The organism is Streptomyces sp. NPDC045968 (assembly GCF_056430475.1).
Map to the genome: position 1 here is coordinate 225977 of NZ_JBWKLF010000004.1, position 13666 is coordinate 239642.

Genomic DNA, 13666 nt, shown 5'->3' on the forward strand with positions numbered 1-13666 from the left:
CCGTCGGCCTGCGGTGAGCACGTTCAGCGTGTGACGGCGTCGGCCCACGTCAGGAGCGTCGGGTTCACTCGACGATCCGTCAGCACGAGGCATTGACAAGAGGTCCGGCCCCCCACGGAAACTGTGGGGGGCCGGACCTTTCGTCAATCGTTTTTCCTGACCGAGGTGTCCGGATATCGGGCGTCGCTCTCCGGAACATGTGTTAACGGTCCGTTTCGGGGGTGTCTGTCTAGGATCAGTTTGTCCGGATTTCGGTCACACGGACCCTGCTGATGTTGTCAAACCGAGACCCTTTAAGTGTGGTTTACAGCCTGGGCGTACCCAATAGTTGGCTCCATTGAGCTCGGGTCAATGGGTCACGCACTGTGGGGAGTGCCGACTCACGAGCACACTCGGGGCACTGAATCGATCGCCGTCAGGGGTGTCGGTAGATCTCTCCAGTGCCCCTCTTGTAGTCAAAAGTGGACTCATGAGGAGGAAACCCATGCGCGGTGCCAAGAGCGCCAAGTGGGTCGCGGGAGCGGCAATCATCGCCCTGGCCGCGACTGCCTGTGGCGGCGGCGAGGACAGCAAGAGCAACGAAGGTGCCAAGGGTGCGGTTGACCCCAACGGCATCTTCTCCATCGAGGTCGGTGAGCCGCAGAACCCGCTGCAGCCGGCGAACACGATGGAGTCGAACGGCAGCATCGTCACCGACGCCATCTTCTCGCAGCTGGTCGACTACGACCCGGCCGGCAAGCTTGAGATGATCAACGCCGAGTCGGTCGACTCCACGGACTCCAAGCTGTGGACGGTCAAGCTCAAGAAGGACTGGAAGTTCCACGACGGGACCCCGGTCACCGCCGAGTCCTACGTCAAGGCGTGGAACTGGGCCGCGAACATCAACAACGCGCAGACCAACGCCTCCTGGTTCGACGGCATCAAGGGTTACGCCGACGTCCACCCCGAGGGCGAGGGTGCCAAGCCGAAGGCCGACGCCATGTCCGGCCTGAAGGTGGTCGACGACTACACCTTCACGATCGAGCTCGACACCCCGCTGCCGTACTTCGCGTACAAGCTGGGCTACACGGTCTACTCGCCGCTCCCCGAGTCCTTCTACGCCGACCCGAAGGCGGCCGGCGAGAAGCCGGTCGGCAACGGCGCGTACAAGTTCGAGAGCTGGGACCACAAGAAGCAGATCAAGGTCGTCCGCAACGACGACTACAAGGGTCTCGACAAGGCGAAGAACGGTGGTGTGATCTTCAAGAACTACACCACCCTGGAGACCGCCTACGAGGACCTGAAGTCGGGCAACGTCGACGTCCTCCGCCAGATCGGCCCGAAGGACCTTCCGGTCTACCGTGCCGACCTCGGTGACCGCGCCGTGGACAAGGCGTACTCCGCCATCCAGACGCTCGGCGTCGCGATGTACCAGAAGCAGTGGAAGGACACCGACCCCAAGGTCCTCCAGGGCCTGTCGATGGCCATCGACCGGAACACGATCACCAAGACGGTGCTCCAGGGCACCCGCGAGCCGGCCACGGGCTGGGTCGCCAAGGGCGTCCTCGGCTACCAGCCGAACGTCGCCGGTGACGTCACCACGTACAACCCCACCAAGGCCAAGGCCCTCATCAAGGAGGGTGGCGGTGTTCCGGGCAACAAGGTCTTCATCCAGTTCAACGCCGACGGCGGCCACAAGGAATGGGTCGAGGCTGTCTGCAACAGCATCACCCAGGCGACCGGCGTCGAGTGCGCCGGCGACTCCAAGGCCGACTTCCAGGCCGACCTGGACGCGCGTGACGCCAAGCAGGTCAAGTCCTTCTACCGCGGTGGCTGGGTGCTCGACTACCCGGTGAACGCCAACTTCATCAGCGACCTGTTCCGTACGGGTGCCGCCGGTAACAACGGCTTCTTCTCCAACAAGGACCTCGACAAGAAGATCAAGGCCGCGGACACCGCGCCCTCGCTCGACGAGTCGGTCAAGGCGTACCAGGAGGTGGAGAAGGAGCTGGTCAACTACATGCCGACCATTCCGCTCTGGTACTACAAGGTCAACGCCGGTTACTCGGAGAAGGTCCAGAACGTCGACTACGCGCAGGACGGCGACCCGATCCTGACGCAGGTCGAGGTCAAGAAGTAACCACCGACGTAGTCCGCAGGCCGGTGCAGGACCGACACTGACATCGGTTCTGCGACGCCAGCCTGCACGCAGTGGCCGGGGGGCCCTTCCGCGACACCGACGACCCCACGAGGGGGCCGGTGACGAGGGAGGGCCCGTCGGCTGCGCGTGCCACTTACATGGAGGCACCATGGGGCGCTATGTCGCACGACGACTGCTCCAGATGATCCCGGTCTTCATCGGGACAACTCTGCTGATCTTCCTGATGGTCTACACGCTGCCCGGCGACCCCGTGCGGGGGCTCTTCGGGGACAAGGGCGCGGACCCCGCGACCCTTGCTGCCATGCGGCACCAACTCGGCCTCGACCAGCCGATTCTGGTGCAGTACTGGGAATACATGAAGGGAATCGTCCTTCACTTCGACTTCGGTACCCAGATCGCCAGCGGCCGGCCCGTCACCGATGTGCTCGGCGAGGCGTTCCCGGTCACGCTGAGACTCGCCGCGATGGCGTTCCTCATCGAGATCGTCCTCGGTCTCGGCCTGGGCATGGCCGCCGGTCTCCGCGCCGGCCGTCTGACCGACAACGTCGTCCTGGTACTGACGCTGCTGATCATCTCGATCCCGGTCTTCGTGCTCGGCTTCATCGTCAAGTCGGTGTTCGCCTTCGAGCTCGGCTGGATCGCACCGAACGTCTCGAACGAGGCGACGTGGGGCGAGTTGTTCACCCCGGCGATCGTCCTCGGCTCGCTCTCCCTGGCGTACGTGGCACGACTGACCCGTACGACGATGGCGGAGAACCTGCGCTCGGACTACATGCGTACGGCCGTCGCCAAGGGACTTCCCAAGCGCCGCATCGTGGGAGTCCACCTGATGCGCAACTCGCTGATCCCGGTGGTCACGTTCCTCGGCACGGACCTGGGTGCCCTCATGGGCGGCGCGGTCGTCACCGAGGGCCTCTTCAACGTGAAGGGCATCGGCGGCACCATCTTCGAGTCGATCGTCCGGCGCGAGGGCACCACCCTGGTCGGACTGGTCACCGTCCTGGTGCTCGTCTACCTCTTCATGAGCTTGCTCGTCGACCTGCTGTACGCGGTCCTGGACCCGAGGATCCGGTATGCCTGACCTGACCAAGACCGCTCCCGTGCCTGACGAGACCAAGGCCGCCGTCGCGGAGCCGACCGCCCCCGTCAAGGCCGACAAGGCGCGCAGCCTCTGGGGCGACGCGTGGCAGGACCTGCGGCGCAACTGGTACTTCATCATCTCCGCCGCACTCATCGTGATCCTGCTCCTGATCACGGCTTTCCCGGGCCTGTTCACCAGCGCCTCGCCCACCACGGGTGACCTGGTGCACCACTTCCTGGGCAAGCCCGAACTGAGCAAGATCGGTTCGCCCGAGTGGTTCGGTTACGACGGCCAGGGCCGCAGCGTCTACGCCCGTGTCATCTACGGCACCCGTGCCTCGGTGATCGTCGGCGTCGCCGTGACGCTCGCGGTGACCCTGTTCGGTGGACTGATCGGCATGCTGTCCGGCTACTTCGGCGGCTGGATCGACGCGGTGCTCTCCGGATTCACCAACATCTTCCTCGGCCTGCCCTTCCTGCTCGGTGCGATGGTCGTCCTCCAGGCGTTCACGGACCGGTCGATCTGGGTGGTCGTCTTCGCCCTGGCGTTCCTCGGCTGGACCCAGATCGCGCGTGTCATGCGCGGTGCGGTGATCACCATCAAGCAGTCGGACTTCGTCCAGGCGGCCAGAGCACTCGGTGCGAGCACGCCCCGCATCCTGTTCCGGCACATCCTGCCGAACGTCATGGCCCCGGTGATCGTGGTCGCGACCATCTCGCTCGGTGTGTACATCTCGGCCGAGGCGACCCTGTCCTACCTGGGCCTCGGCCTGGCCTCGCCGACCGTCTCGTGGGGCATGGACATCTCCGGTGGTTCGGCGCAGATCCGGGTGGCCCAGCACATCCTGATCTACCCGTCGATCATGCTCAGCATCACCGTTCTGGCGTTCATCATGCTCGGCGAAGCCGTCCGTAACGCCCTCGACCCGAAGACGCGATAAGGAGGGGTGCACGTGACCACCATCGACAAGACCGCAGAAGTCCCGTCCCCGCGCTCGGGAGACGACCACGTCGGCCCGCTGCTCGAAGTCCGCGACCTGCACGTGGAGTTCCACACCCGCGACGGCGTGGCCAAGGCCGTCAACGGCGTCAACTACAGCGTGAACGCCGGTGAGACGCTCGCCGTCCTCGGTGAGTCGGGCTCCGGCAAGTCCGTGACGGCGCAGGCCATCATGGGCATCCTCGACATGCCGCCGGGCAAGATCCCGCAGGGCGAGATCTTCTTCCGCGGCCAGGACATGCTCAAGATGTCCTACGAGGAGCGGCGCAAGATCCGCGGCCAGAAGATCGCGATGATCTTCCAGGACGCGCTGTCCTCGCTGAACCCGGTCCTCACCGTCGGCTACCAGCTCGGCGAGATGTTCCGGGTCCACCAGGGCCTGTCCAAGAAGGAAGCCAAGGCCAAGGCCATCGGCCTGATGGACCAGGTCAAGATTCCGGCCGCCGCGGCCCGTGTCTCGGACTACCCGCACCAGTTCTCCGGCGGTATGCGCCAGCGCATCATGATCGCCATGGCGCTGGCCCTGGAGCCGGACCTGATCATCGCGGACGAGCCGACGACGGCCCTGGACGTGACGGTGCAGGCGCAGGTCATGGACCTGCTCGCGGAGCTTCAGCGCGAGTACAACATGGGGCTGATCCTGATCACGCACGACCTCGGTGTCGTGGCGGACGTGGCCGACAAGATCGCCGTGATGTACGCGGGCCGGATCGTCGAGACCGCCCCCGTGCACGAGATCTACAAGCGCCCGGCGCACCCGTACACCAAGGGTCTGCTGGAGTCGATCCCGCGCCTTGACCAGAAGGGCCAGGAGCTCTTCGCGATCAAGGGTCTGCCGCCCAACCTGCTCAACGTGCCCTCGGGTTGTGCGTTCAACCCCCGCTGCACGATGGCGCAGGACATCTGCCGTACGGACATCCCGGCCCTGCGCCCGGTGACCGAGCAGGACGGTACCGATCTGGTCGGCCGCGGCAGCGCCTGCCACTTCTGGAAGGAGACGATCCATGGCTGACATCAAGAAGGAGCCCGTGGACGCCACCCCCAACGTCACCGAAGTGGCGACCGTCGACGCGGCGAGCGAGGCGGAGGCCGTAGCCGCCATCGACGCGCCCGTGTCGCAGGGTGAGCCCATCCTCCAGGTGCGCAATCTGGTCAAGCACTTCCCGCTGACCCAGGGCATCCTGTTCAAGAAGCAGGTCGGTGCGGTCAAGGCCGTCGACGGGATCTCCTTCGATCTCTTCGCGGGCGAGACGCTCGGCATCGTGGGCGAGTCCGGCTGTGGCAAGTCCACGGTCGCCAAGCTCCTGATGACGCTGGAGCGGGCCACCGCGGGTGAGGTCTTCTACAAGGGCCAGGACATCACCAAGCTGTCGGGGCGTGCGCTGAAGGCGGTGCGCCGCAACATCCAGATGGTGTTCCAGGACCCGTACACCTCGCTGAACCCGCGTATGACGGTCGGCGACATCATCGGGGAGCCGTACGACATCCACCCCGAGGTCGCCCCCAAGGGTGAGCGGCGCCGCAAGGTGCAGGACCTCCTGGACGTGGTGGGTCTCAACCCCGAGTACATCAACCGCTATCCGCACCAGTTCTCCGGCGGTCAGCGCCAGCGCATCGGCATCGCCCGCGGCCTCGCGCTCAACCCGGAGATCATCATCTGCGACGAGCCGGTCTCCGCGCTCGACGTGTCGGTGCAGGCGCAGGTCATCAACCTGATGGGGAAGCTCCAGGACGAGTTCAACCTCTCCTACCTCTTCATCGCGCACGACCTGTCGATCGTCCGGCACATCTCGGACCGGGTCGGGGTCATGTACCTCGGCAAGATGGCCGAGATCGGCACCGACGAGCAGATCTACGAGCACCCGACGCACCCCTACACCCAGGCGCTGCTGTCGGCGGTTCCGGTTCCGGACCCGGAGGCCCGTGAGGGCCGCGAGCGGATCATCCTCTCCGGTGACGTCCCCTCGCCGGCGAACCCGCCGTCGGGCTGCCGCTTCCGTACGCGGTGCTGGAAGGCCGAGGACAAGTGCGCCACGGAGATGCCGCTGCTGGCGATCCCCGAGCGGTTCAAGGGAGTGGACTCCCCGGCCGCGCATGAGTCGGCGTGTCACTTCGCCGAGGAGAAGGACGTCGTTCACGCGGCCTAGCCGTTGTTCGCTCTCCGCCGCCGGGCGGGCTCGGTCACCCGAGCCCGCCCGGCGGTTTTGTGCTGTCAGGCCGCCACAGATGGGCCTGTTTAACATGCGACCAGCAGACAAATGGGGTGATATGAGGCATTGAGTTACTCAATGGATCTCTAGGAGGCACTTCATGCGCGGAGCCACACAAGCCAAGTGGGCCGCATGTGCGGTGGCCGTCGCCCTGGCAGCGACGGCCTGTGGCGGCGGGGACGACAGCGGCGGTGGCGGCGGTGGTGGTGCCAACGGGATCGTCAGCTCCTCCTGGGGTGACCCGCAGAACCCGCTGGAGCCCGCGAACACCAATGAGGTGCAGGGCGGCAAGGTCCTCGACATGATCTTCCGGGGTCTCAAGAGGTACGACCCGAAGACCGGCGAGGCGCAGAACATGCTCGCCGAGAAGATCGAGACGACCGACTCCCAGAACTTCACCATCACCGTGAAGGACGGCTGGACCTTCAGCAACGGCGAGAAGATCACCGCCGCCTCGTTCGTGGACGCCTGGAACTACGGCGCGGCGCTGAAGAACAACCAGAAGAACGCCTTCTTCTTCACCCAGATCGACGGTTACGAAGAGGCCCACCCCGAGTCCGGCTCCGCCTCCGCGGACAAGCTCTCCGGCCTCAAGGTCGTCGATGACAAGACGTTCACCGTCAAGCTCTCCCAGAAGTTCTCGCTCTGGCCGGACACCCTCGGCTACCCGGCCTTCGCGCCGCTGCCCAAGGCGTTCTTCACCGACCACGACGCCTGGCTCGCCAAGCCGGTCGGCAACGGCCCGTACACGATCGACACGTACGCCAAGGGCTCGGCGATGAACCTGCGCAAGTGGGACCAGTACCCGGGCGACGACAAGGCGCAGAACGGCGGCATCGACCTCAAGGTCTACACCGACAACAACACCGCCTACACCGACCTGACGGCAGGCAACCTCGACCTCGTCGACGACGTGCCCGCCTCGCAGCTGACGAACGTCGAGTCGGACCTCGGCGACCGCTACATCAACACCCCGGCCGGCATCATCCAGACCCTCGCCTTCCCGTTCTACGAGGCCGCGTGGGACACCCCGAAGGCCGCCAAGGTGCGCCAGGGGCTGTCGATGGCGATCAACCGCGAGCAGATCACCAACCAGATCTTCCAGAAGACCCGGACCCCCGCATCCGACTGGACCTCACCGGTCCTCGGTGAGGAGGGCGGCTTCAAGAAGGGTCTGTGCGGCTCCCCGTGCGTGTACGACAAGGCCGCGGCCAAGAAGCTGATCGACGACAACGGCGGCATCCCCGGCGGCCAGCTGAAGATCTCGTACAACGCGGACACCGGCTCGCACAAGGAGTGGGTCGACGCCGTCTGCAACAGCATCAACAACGTCATGGGCGACAACAAGGCGTGCGTCGGCAGCCCCGTCGGCACCTTCGCCGACTTCCGCAGTCAGGTCTCCCAGCAGAAGCTGACGGGCGCCTGGCGGGCCGGCTGGCAGATGGACTACCCGCTGATCCAGAACTTCCTCCAGCCGGTCTACTACACCAACGCCTCGTCCAACGACGGCAAGTGGAGCGACCAGCAGTTCGACGACCTCGTCGACAAGGCCAACGCCGAGACGGACAAGGCCAAGGCGGTCTCCACCTTCCAGGACGCGGAGAAGGTGATGGTCGAGCAGATGCCGGTCATCCCGCTCTGGTACCAGAACGGCAGCGCCGGCTACTCGGACCGCATCGAGAACGTCGCGCTCAACCCCTTCAGCGTCCCCGTGTACGAAGAGATCAAGGTCAAGTGAGCTGACGAGGCCGGGCCGGCCGGTGCGGACCACGCACCGGCCGCCCGGCTTCGCGGTCCCCGCTGTCCGCCTGTTCGCCCCGACCCCCGGAGCCCCTCATGGGACGTTATGTGATCCGGCGGCTGCTGCAGATGATTCCCGTCTTCTTCGGCACCACGCTGCTGATCTTCCTCATGGTGAACGTGATGGGCGACCCCATCGCGGGCCTCTGCGGCGACCGCCAGTGCGACCCCGCGACCGCCGCCCAGCTGCGCGCCGAGTTCGGCCTCGACAAGCCGGTCTGGCAGCAATACCTCACGTACATGGGCAACGTCTTCACGGGCGACTTCGGCACCGCGTTCAACGGGCAGAAGGTCACCGAACTGATGGCGACGGCCTTCCCCATCACGATCAGGCTCACCATCATCGCGATCGTCTTCGAGGTCGTCATCGGCATCAGCCTCGGCGTCGTCACCGGCCTGCGCCGCGGCCGCCCCATCGACACCACGGGGCTGATCCTGACCCTCGTCGTCATCTCCGTACCGACGTTCGTCACCGGGCTGCTGCTCCAGCTCCTGCTGGGCGTCGAGTGGGGGATCATCAAGCCGTCGGTCTCCTCGGACGCCCCGGTGAACGAACTGCTCGTCCCCGGGCTCGTCCTGGCATCCGTCTCCCTGGCCTACGTCACCCGGCTCACCCGGACCTCGATCGCCGAGAACGCCCGCGCGGACTACGTCCGCACCGCCGTCGCCAAGGGCCTGCCGCGGCGCCGGGTCGTCGTCCGGCATCTGCTGCGCAACTCCCTGATCCCCGTCGTCACCTTCATCGGTACGGACGTGGGCGCCCTGATGGGCGGGGCGATCGTCACCGAGCGGATCTTCAACATCCACGGCGTCGGATTCCAGCTCTACCAGGGCATCCTGCGCCAGAACTCCCAGACGGTCGTCGGCTTCGTCACCATCCTGGTTCTCGTCTTCCTGGCGGCCAACCTGATCGTCGATCTCCTGTACGCCGTACTCGACCCGAGGATTCGCTATGCCTGAGCCGCTGTCATCGGACGGAGCGATCTCCCCGGCGGGAGCCGGTGGCGCCATGGACCTCGCGATGGCGGAGGGAACCACCCTGGAGAAGACGCCGGGCGGCCCCCAGGGGACGGGCCCGGCGGGCAAGCCGCGCAGCCTCTGGTCCGACGCCTGGCGCGATCTGCGCCGCAACCCCGTCTTCGTCATCTCGGGGCTGGTCATCCTCTTCCTGGTCGTCATCTCGATCTGGCCCTCGCTGATCGCGAGCGGCGACCCGCTCCAGGCCAACCTGGACGACGCGCAGAAGGGCTCCGAGCCCGGTCACCCCTTCGGCTTCGACCCCCAGGGCAGGGACGTCTACACCCGGGTCGTCTACGGCACCCGGACCTCGGTGACCGTCGGCGTCTGCGCCACCCTGGGCGTGGCCCTGCTGGGCAGCGTCCTCGGCGGTCTCGCCGGCTTCTTCGGAGGCTGGTGGGACTCGATCCTGTCCCGGATCACCGATGTCTTCTTCGGCATCCCCGTGGTCCTCGGCGGCCTGGTCTTCCTCTCCGTGGTCACCAGCTCCACCGTCTGGCCCGTCGTCGGCTTCATCGTGCTGCTGGGCTGGCCGCAGATCGCCCGGATCGCCCGCGGTTCGGTGATCACCGCCAAACAGAACGACTACGTCCAGGCGGCCCGCGCGCTCGGCGCGTCCAACTCGCGGATGATGCTGCGCCACATCACCCCCAACGCCGTCGCCCCGGTCATCGTCGTCGCGACGATCGCCCTGGGCACGTACATCTCGCTGGAGGCGACGCTCTCGTATCTCGGGGTCGGCCTCAAGCCGCCGGCCGTCTCCTGGGGCATCGACATCTCCGACGCCTCCCCGTACATCCGCAACGCCCCGCACATGCTGCTCTGGCCCGCCGGAGCGCTGGCGATCACCGTGCTCGCGTTCATCATGCTCGGCGACGCGGTGCGCGACGCCCTCGACCCCAAGCTGCGCTGAGGAGGCCGTTGCCATGTTGCTCGAAGTGCGCGATCTGCACGTGGAGTTCCACACCCGCGAAGGTGTGGCCAAAGCCGTCAACGGGGTCAACTACTCGGTGGCCGAGGGCGAGACGCTCGCCGTCCTCGGTGAGTCCGGCTCGGGCAAGTCGGTCACCGCGCAGGCCGTCATGGGCATCCTCGACATGCCGCCGGGGAAGATCAGCGGCGGGGAGATCCTCTTCAAGGACCGCGACCTGCTGAAGCTCAAGAAGGAGGAGCGGCGCAAGATCCGGGGCCAGGAGATGGCCATGATCTTCCAGGACGCGCTCTCCTCGCTGAACCCGGTGCTGACCGTGGGGGAGCAGCTCGGCGAGATGTTCGTCGTGCACCGCGGCATGTCCCGCAAGGACGCCAGGGCGAGGTCGGTCGAGCTGATGGACCGGGTCCGTATCCCGGCGGCCAAGGAGCGCGTGGGCAACTATCCGCACCAGTTCTCCGGCGGTATGCGCCAGCGCATCATGATCGCCATGGCCATGGCGCTGGAACCCTCGCTGATCATCGCGGACGAGCCGACCACCGCCCTGGACGTGACGGTGCAGGCGCAGGTCATGGACCTGCTCGCGGAGCTCCAGCGCGAGTACAACATGGGCCTGATCCTGATCACGCACGACCTCGGTGTCGTGGCGGACGTGGCCGACAAGATCGCCGTGATGTACGCGGGCCGGATCGTCGAGACCTCGCCCGTCCACGACATCTACAAGGCCCCGGCGCACCCGTACACGAAGGGCCTGCTGCGGTCGATCCCGCGCCTGGACCAGAAGGGCCAGGAGCTGTACGCGATCAAGGGCCTGCCGCCCAACCTGCTCCACATCCCGCCCGGCTGTGCCTTCAACCCCCGCTGCCCGATGGCCCAGGACGTGTGCCGCACGGACGTGCCGCCGCTGTACAGGGTGTCCGAGGACCGCCAGAGCGCCTGCCACTTCTGGAAGGAGACGCTCGATGCACGCTGATCACTCCGGCGGACGGAAGGAAGCCCGCGAGGAGGGCGAGGTGGCCGCCACCCTGCTGTCCACGGCGCGGGCCGGGACGGCGCACGCGAACGGCGACCCGATCCTGGAGGTCCGCGACCTGGTCAAGCACTACCCGCTGACCCAGGGCATCCTGATCAAGAAGCAGATCGGTGCCGTGAAGGCGGTCGACGGCGTCTCCTTCGACCTGGCCGCGGGCGAGACGCTCGGCATCGTGGGGGAGTCCGGCTGCGGCAAGTCGACCGTCGCGAGGATGCTCGTGCATCTGGAGCGGCCGACGGCGGGCGCGATCCGGTACAAGGGCGAGGACATCACCAAGCTGTCGGGGCGTGCGCTGAAGGCGGTGCGCCGCAACATCCAGATGGTGTTCCAGGACCCGTACACCTCGCTGAACCCGCGTATGACGGTCGGCGACATCATCGGGGAGCCGTACGAGATCCACCCCGAGGTGGCCCCGAAGGGCAGCCGGCGCCAGAAGGTGCAGGATCTCCTGGACGTGGTGGGTCTCAACCCGGAGTACATCAACCGCTATCCGCACCAGTTCTCCGGCGGTCAGCGCCAGCGCATCGGCATCGCCCGCGGCCTCGCGCTCAACCCGGAGATCATCGTCGCCGACGAGCCGGTCTCCGCGCTCGACGTGTCGGTGCAGGCGCAGGTCGTGAACCTGCTCGACAGTCTCCAGAGCGAGTTCAACCTGAGCTTCGTGTTCATCGCGCACGACCTGTCGATCGTCCGGCACATCTCGGACCGGGTCGGGGTGATGTACCTCGGCCGGATCGTGGAGATCGGCACGGACGAGCAGATCTACGAGCACCCCACCCACCCGTACACCCAGGCACTGCTGTCCGCCGTGCCGGTGCCGGACCCGATGGCCCGCGAACTCCGGGAGCGGATCATCCTGCACGGCGATGTCCCCTCACCGGCCAACCCGCCGTCGGGCTGCCGCTTCCGCACCCGCTGCTGGAAGGCGCAGGAGCGGTGCGAGCTGGAGGTGCCGCTGCTGGCCGTCCCGGCGTCCTTCCGGCTGACGGAGAGTCCGGCGAGCCACGACTCCGCGTGCCACTTCGCGGAGGAGAGGCACGTGGTTGCTTCGGAGGAGGGGCGGGACACGCCGCCGGAGCAGGGGCCCGGGCCGGATGTGGAGGCGCCGGGCACGGCGGTCAGGAAGCGGCCCGCGGACCCGGAGGCACCGGGCGACATCCAGTCATAAAAGCTCACGAACTGCGTTTACACAGAGGCAACTTGGCTGTCGCGGCACCGATATACGAACGCTCCATGATGAACAGCGTACGGCCGTGCGGGTGCCGTGAACCGGCTGGGGTGACGTCCTGTCGCCCCGGCCGGTTACCCGTGCCCCGGGGCCCTCTTGTCCCACGCCCGGCCGCGGTGGAGTATCGCTGGGGTGACACTCACACGGGGCGCGAGAATCACCGGGGCCGTCCTCTGTTGCGTGCTCGCGGTGATGGTCGCGGGCTGGGTCGTGCGTGACCTCGGGGCCGTCCGTGAACCACTGGAGCTGCTGCGGTACTGGGCGGGATACGCCGACGCGCGCCCGGAGGCGCTGCCCACGACCTCGCAGAGCGACCTCGTCCTGTTCGTCGTGTACGTCTTCGCCGGTGCCGCGGCCCTGCGCTCGTCGGTGGCCGCGTCGGCGCTCGTGGCCACGGGACTGGTCACGCTCCTGCTCCGGCTGCCCGGAGTCTGGAGCATCGGCGCCCCCTGGATGGACGGGCGGTACGCGGACGAGATCCGCACCAGGGCGCTGATCGGTACGTTCGTGGCCCTGGCCGCCGCGCTCGCGCTCGTCGTCACCGGCGCGGCGGGCCGCGGGCAGCCGGAGGACTTCCACGAACCGAGGCCCACCAGGCCCGGTACGGGCGCCTCCGCCGTCACCTTCCTGATGCTGGGCACGGCCGGTGCGGTGCTGATCGCCTGGGAGATCCGCCGACTGCTGACGTTCCGTTCCGCCTTGTACCCCGACTGGTTCATCGGCGGTCCGGCCGTCCGCGTGGAGCTGACCGACGCCCCGCCCGGCTGGACCAGCGCGACGGTCGCCCTGCTCTGCCTGGTGGTGGCGGTCGGCGCGCTGGTCCACGCGGTCCACTCCCGGCCCCTCGGCATGATCGTGGCCGGATTCGTACTGGCGGCCGGGGCGCTCGGCATCGCCCGCGCCCTGCACCACCAGTTCCTGGAGCACTTCGGTGAGCTGGGGACCGAGCTCCAGCTCACCCTGCTCTCCTGGTGCTTCCTGACCGTCGCCGGAGCCGCCACACTGATCGCCCTGGCCCGCAGGGGTTTCGAGGACGTCCCCGTCGACCCGTACCGGGGCTACGGCTACCCGCAGGGCGTGGCGCCCGGCTACGGCTATCCCCAGGGCGGGGCGCCGGGCTACGGCTACCCGTCGGACGGCGCCCCCGGACAAGGCCCCGGTTACGGCTATCCGCAGGGCGGCGGTTTCGGGCCACCGCCGCCCTCCTCCCCGCCGCCCGGCTGGTGA

The 13666-nt window shown here is 67.1% G+C and carries 11 protein-coding genes; all 11 read left to right on the plus strand.

The features are described 5' to 3' along the window. Positions 1 to 484: 484 nt before the first annotated feature. The gene (locus AC07FA_RS13875; protein ID WP_479075463.1) at positions 485 to 2119 is read left to right on the plus strand and encodes a peptide ABC transporter substrate-binding protein; all 1635 of its coding nucleotides are present in this window, start codon (positions 485 to 487) and stop codon (positions 2117 to 2119) included. A gap of 169 nt (positions 2120 to 2288) precedes the next feature. After that, positions 2289 to 3221 carry an ABC transporter permease gene (locus AC07FA_RS13880; RefSeq protein WP_479075464.1) on the plus strand — a complete coding sequence of 311 codons (933 nt, stop codon included), beginning with the start codon at positions 2289 to 2291 and terminating at the stop codon, positions 3219 to 3221. After that, positions 3214 to 4161, plus strand: a complete 948-nt coding sequence (locus AC07FA_RS13885; RefSeq protein ID WP_479075466.1) for an ABC transporter permease — start codon at positions 3214 to 3216, stop codon at positions 4159 to 4161. The genes AC07FA_RS13880 and AC07FA_RS13885 overlap by 8 nt, the downstream gene beginning before the upstream one ends. A 12-nt stretch (positions 4162 to 4173) precedes the next feature. Continuing rightward, positions 4174 to 5232, plus strand: a complete 1059-nt coding sequence (locus AC07FA_RS13890) for an ABC transporter ATP-binding protein (protein ID WP_479075467.1) — start codon at positions 4174 to 4176, stop codon at positions 5230 to 5232. Beyond that, positions 5225 to 6367, plus strand: coding sequence for an ABC transporter ATP-binding protein (locus AC07FA_RS13895; protein WP_479075469.1), 1143 nt, complete (start codon positions 5225 to 5227; stop codon positions 6365 to 6367). Before AC07FA_RS13890 ends, AC07FA_RS13895 begins: the two co-directional genes overlap by 8 nt. A gap of 163 nt (positions 6368 to 6530) precedes the next feature. Then, positions 6531 to 8168, plus strand: coding sequence for a peptide ABC transporter substrate-binding protein (locus tag AC07FA_RS13900; RefSeq protein WP_479075471.1), 1638 nt, complete (start codon positions 6531 to 6533; stop codon positions 8166 to 8168). 98 nt (positions 8169 to 8266) lie between these two features. Next, a complete protein-coding gene (locus AC07FA_RS13905; RefSeq protein WP_479075473.1) occupies positions 8267 to 9190 on the plus strand; it encodes an ABC transporter permease in 924 nt (307 codons plus the stop codon). After that, positions 9183 to 10160 carry an ABC transporter permease gene (locus AC07FA_RS13910; protein WP_479075475.1) on the plus strand — a complete coding sequence of 326 codons (978 nt, stop codon included), beginning with the start codon at positions 9183 to 9185 and terminating at the stop codon, positions 10158 to 10160. The genes AC07FA_RS13905 and AC07FA_RS13910 overlap by 8 nt, the downstream gene beginning before the upstream one ends. 13 nt (positions 10161 to 10173) lie before the next feature. Further along, entirely contained in the window at positions 10174 to 11151 is a 978-nt protein-coding gene (locus AC07FA_RS13915; RefSeq protein ID WP_479075476.1) for an ABC transporter ATP-binding protein, read from the plus strand. Further along, a complete protein-coding gene (locus AC07FA_RS13920) occupies positions 11141 to 12379 on the plus strand; it encodes an ABC transporter ATP-binding protein (RefSeq protein WP_479075477.1) in 1239 nt (412 codons plus the stop codon). The genes AC07FA_RS13915 and AC07FA_RS13920 overlap by 11 nt, the downstream gene beginning before the upstream one ends. A 192-nt stretch (positions 12380 to 12571) precedes the next feature. After that, on the plus strand, positions 12572 to 13666 hold the full coding sequence (locus tag AC07FA_RS13925; RefSeq protein ID WP_479075478.1) for a hypothetical protein: 1095 nt from the start codon (positions 12572 to 12574) through the stop codon (positions 13664 to 13666).

Excerpts from the sequence above, each read along its gene's own strand:
- AC07FA_RS13875 (WP_479075463.1), top strand. The coding sequence starts at position 485 with ATGCGCGGTGCCAAGAGCGCCAAGTGGGTCGCGGGAGCGGCAATCATC.
- AC07FA_RS13880 (WP_479075464.1), top strand. The coding sequence starts at position 2,289 with ATGGGGCGCTATGTCGCACGACGACTGCTCCAGATGATCCCGGTCTTC.
- AC07FA_RS13885 (WP_479075466.1), top strand. The coding sequence starts at position 3,214 with ATGCCTGACCTGACCAAGACCGCTCCCGTGCCTGACGAGACCAAGGCC.
- AC07FA_RS13895 (WP_479075469.1), top strand. The coding sequence starts at position 5,225 with ATGGCTGACATCAAGAAGGAGCCCGTGGACGCCACCCCCAACGTCACC.
- AC07FA_RS13900 (WP_479075471.1), top strand. The coding sequence starts at position 6,531 with ATGCGCGGAGCCACACAAGCCAAGTGGGCCGCATGTGCGGTGGCCGTC.
- AC07FA_RS13905 (WP_479075473.1), top strand. The coding sequence starts at position 8,267 with ATGGGACGTTATGTGATCCGGCGGCTGCTGCAGATGATTCCCGTCTTC.
- AC07FA_RS13910 (WP_479075475.1), top strand. The coding sequence starts at position 9,183 with ATGCCTGAGCCGCTGTCATCGGACGGAGCGATCTCCCCGGCGGGAGCC.
- AC07FA_RS13915 (WP_479075476.1), top strand. The coding sequence starts at position 10,174 with ATGTTGCTCGAAGTGCGCGATCTGCACGTGGAGTTCCACACCCGCGAA.
- AC07FA_RS13920 (WP_479075477.1), top strand. The coding sequence starts at position 11,141 with ATGCACGCTGATCACTCCGGCGGACGGAAGGAAGCCCGCGAGGAGGGC.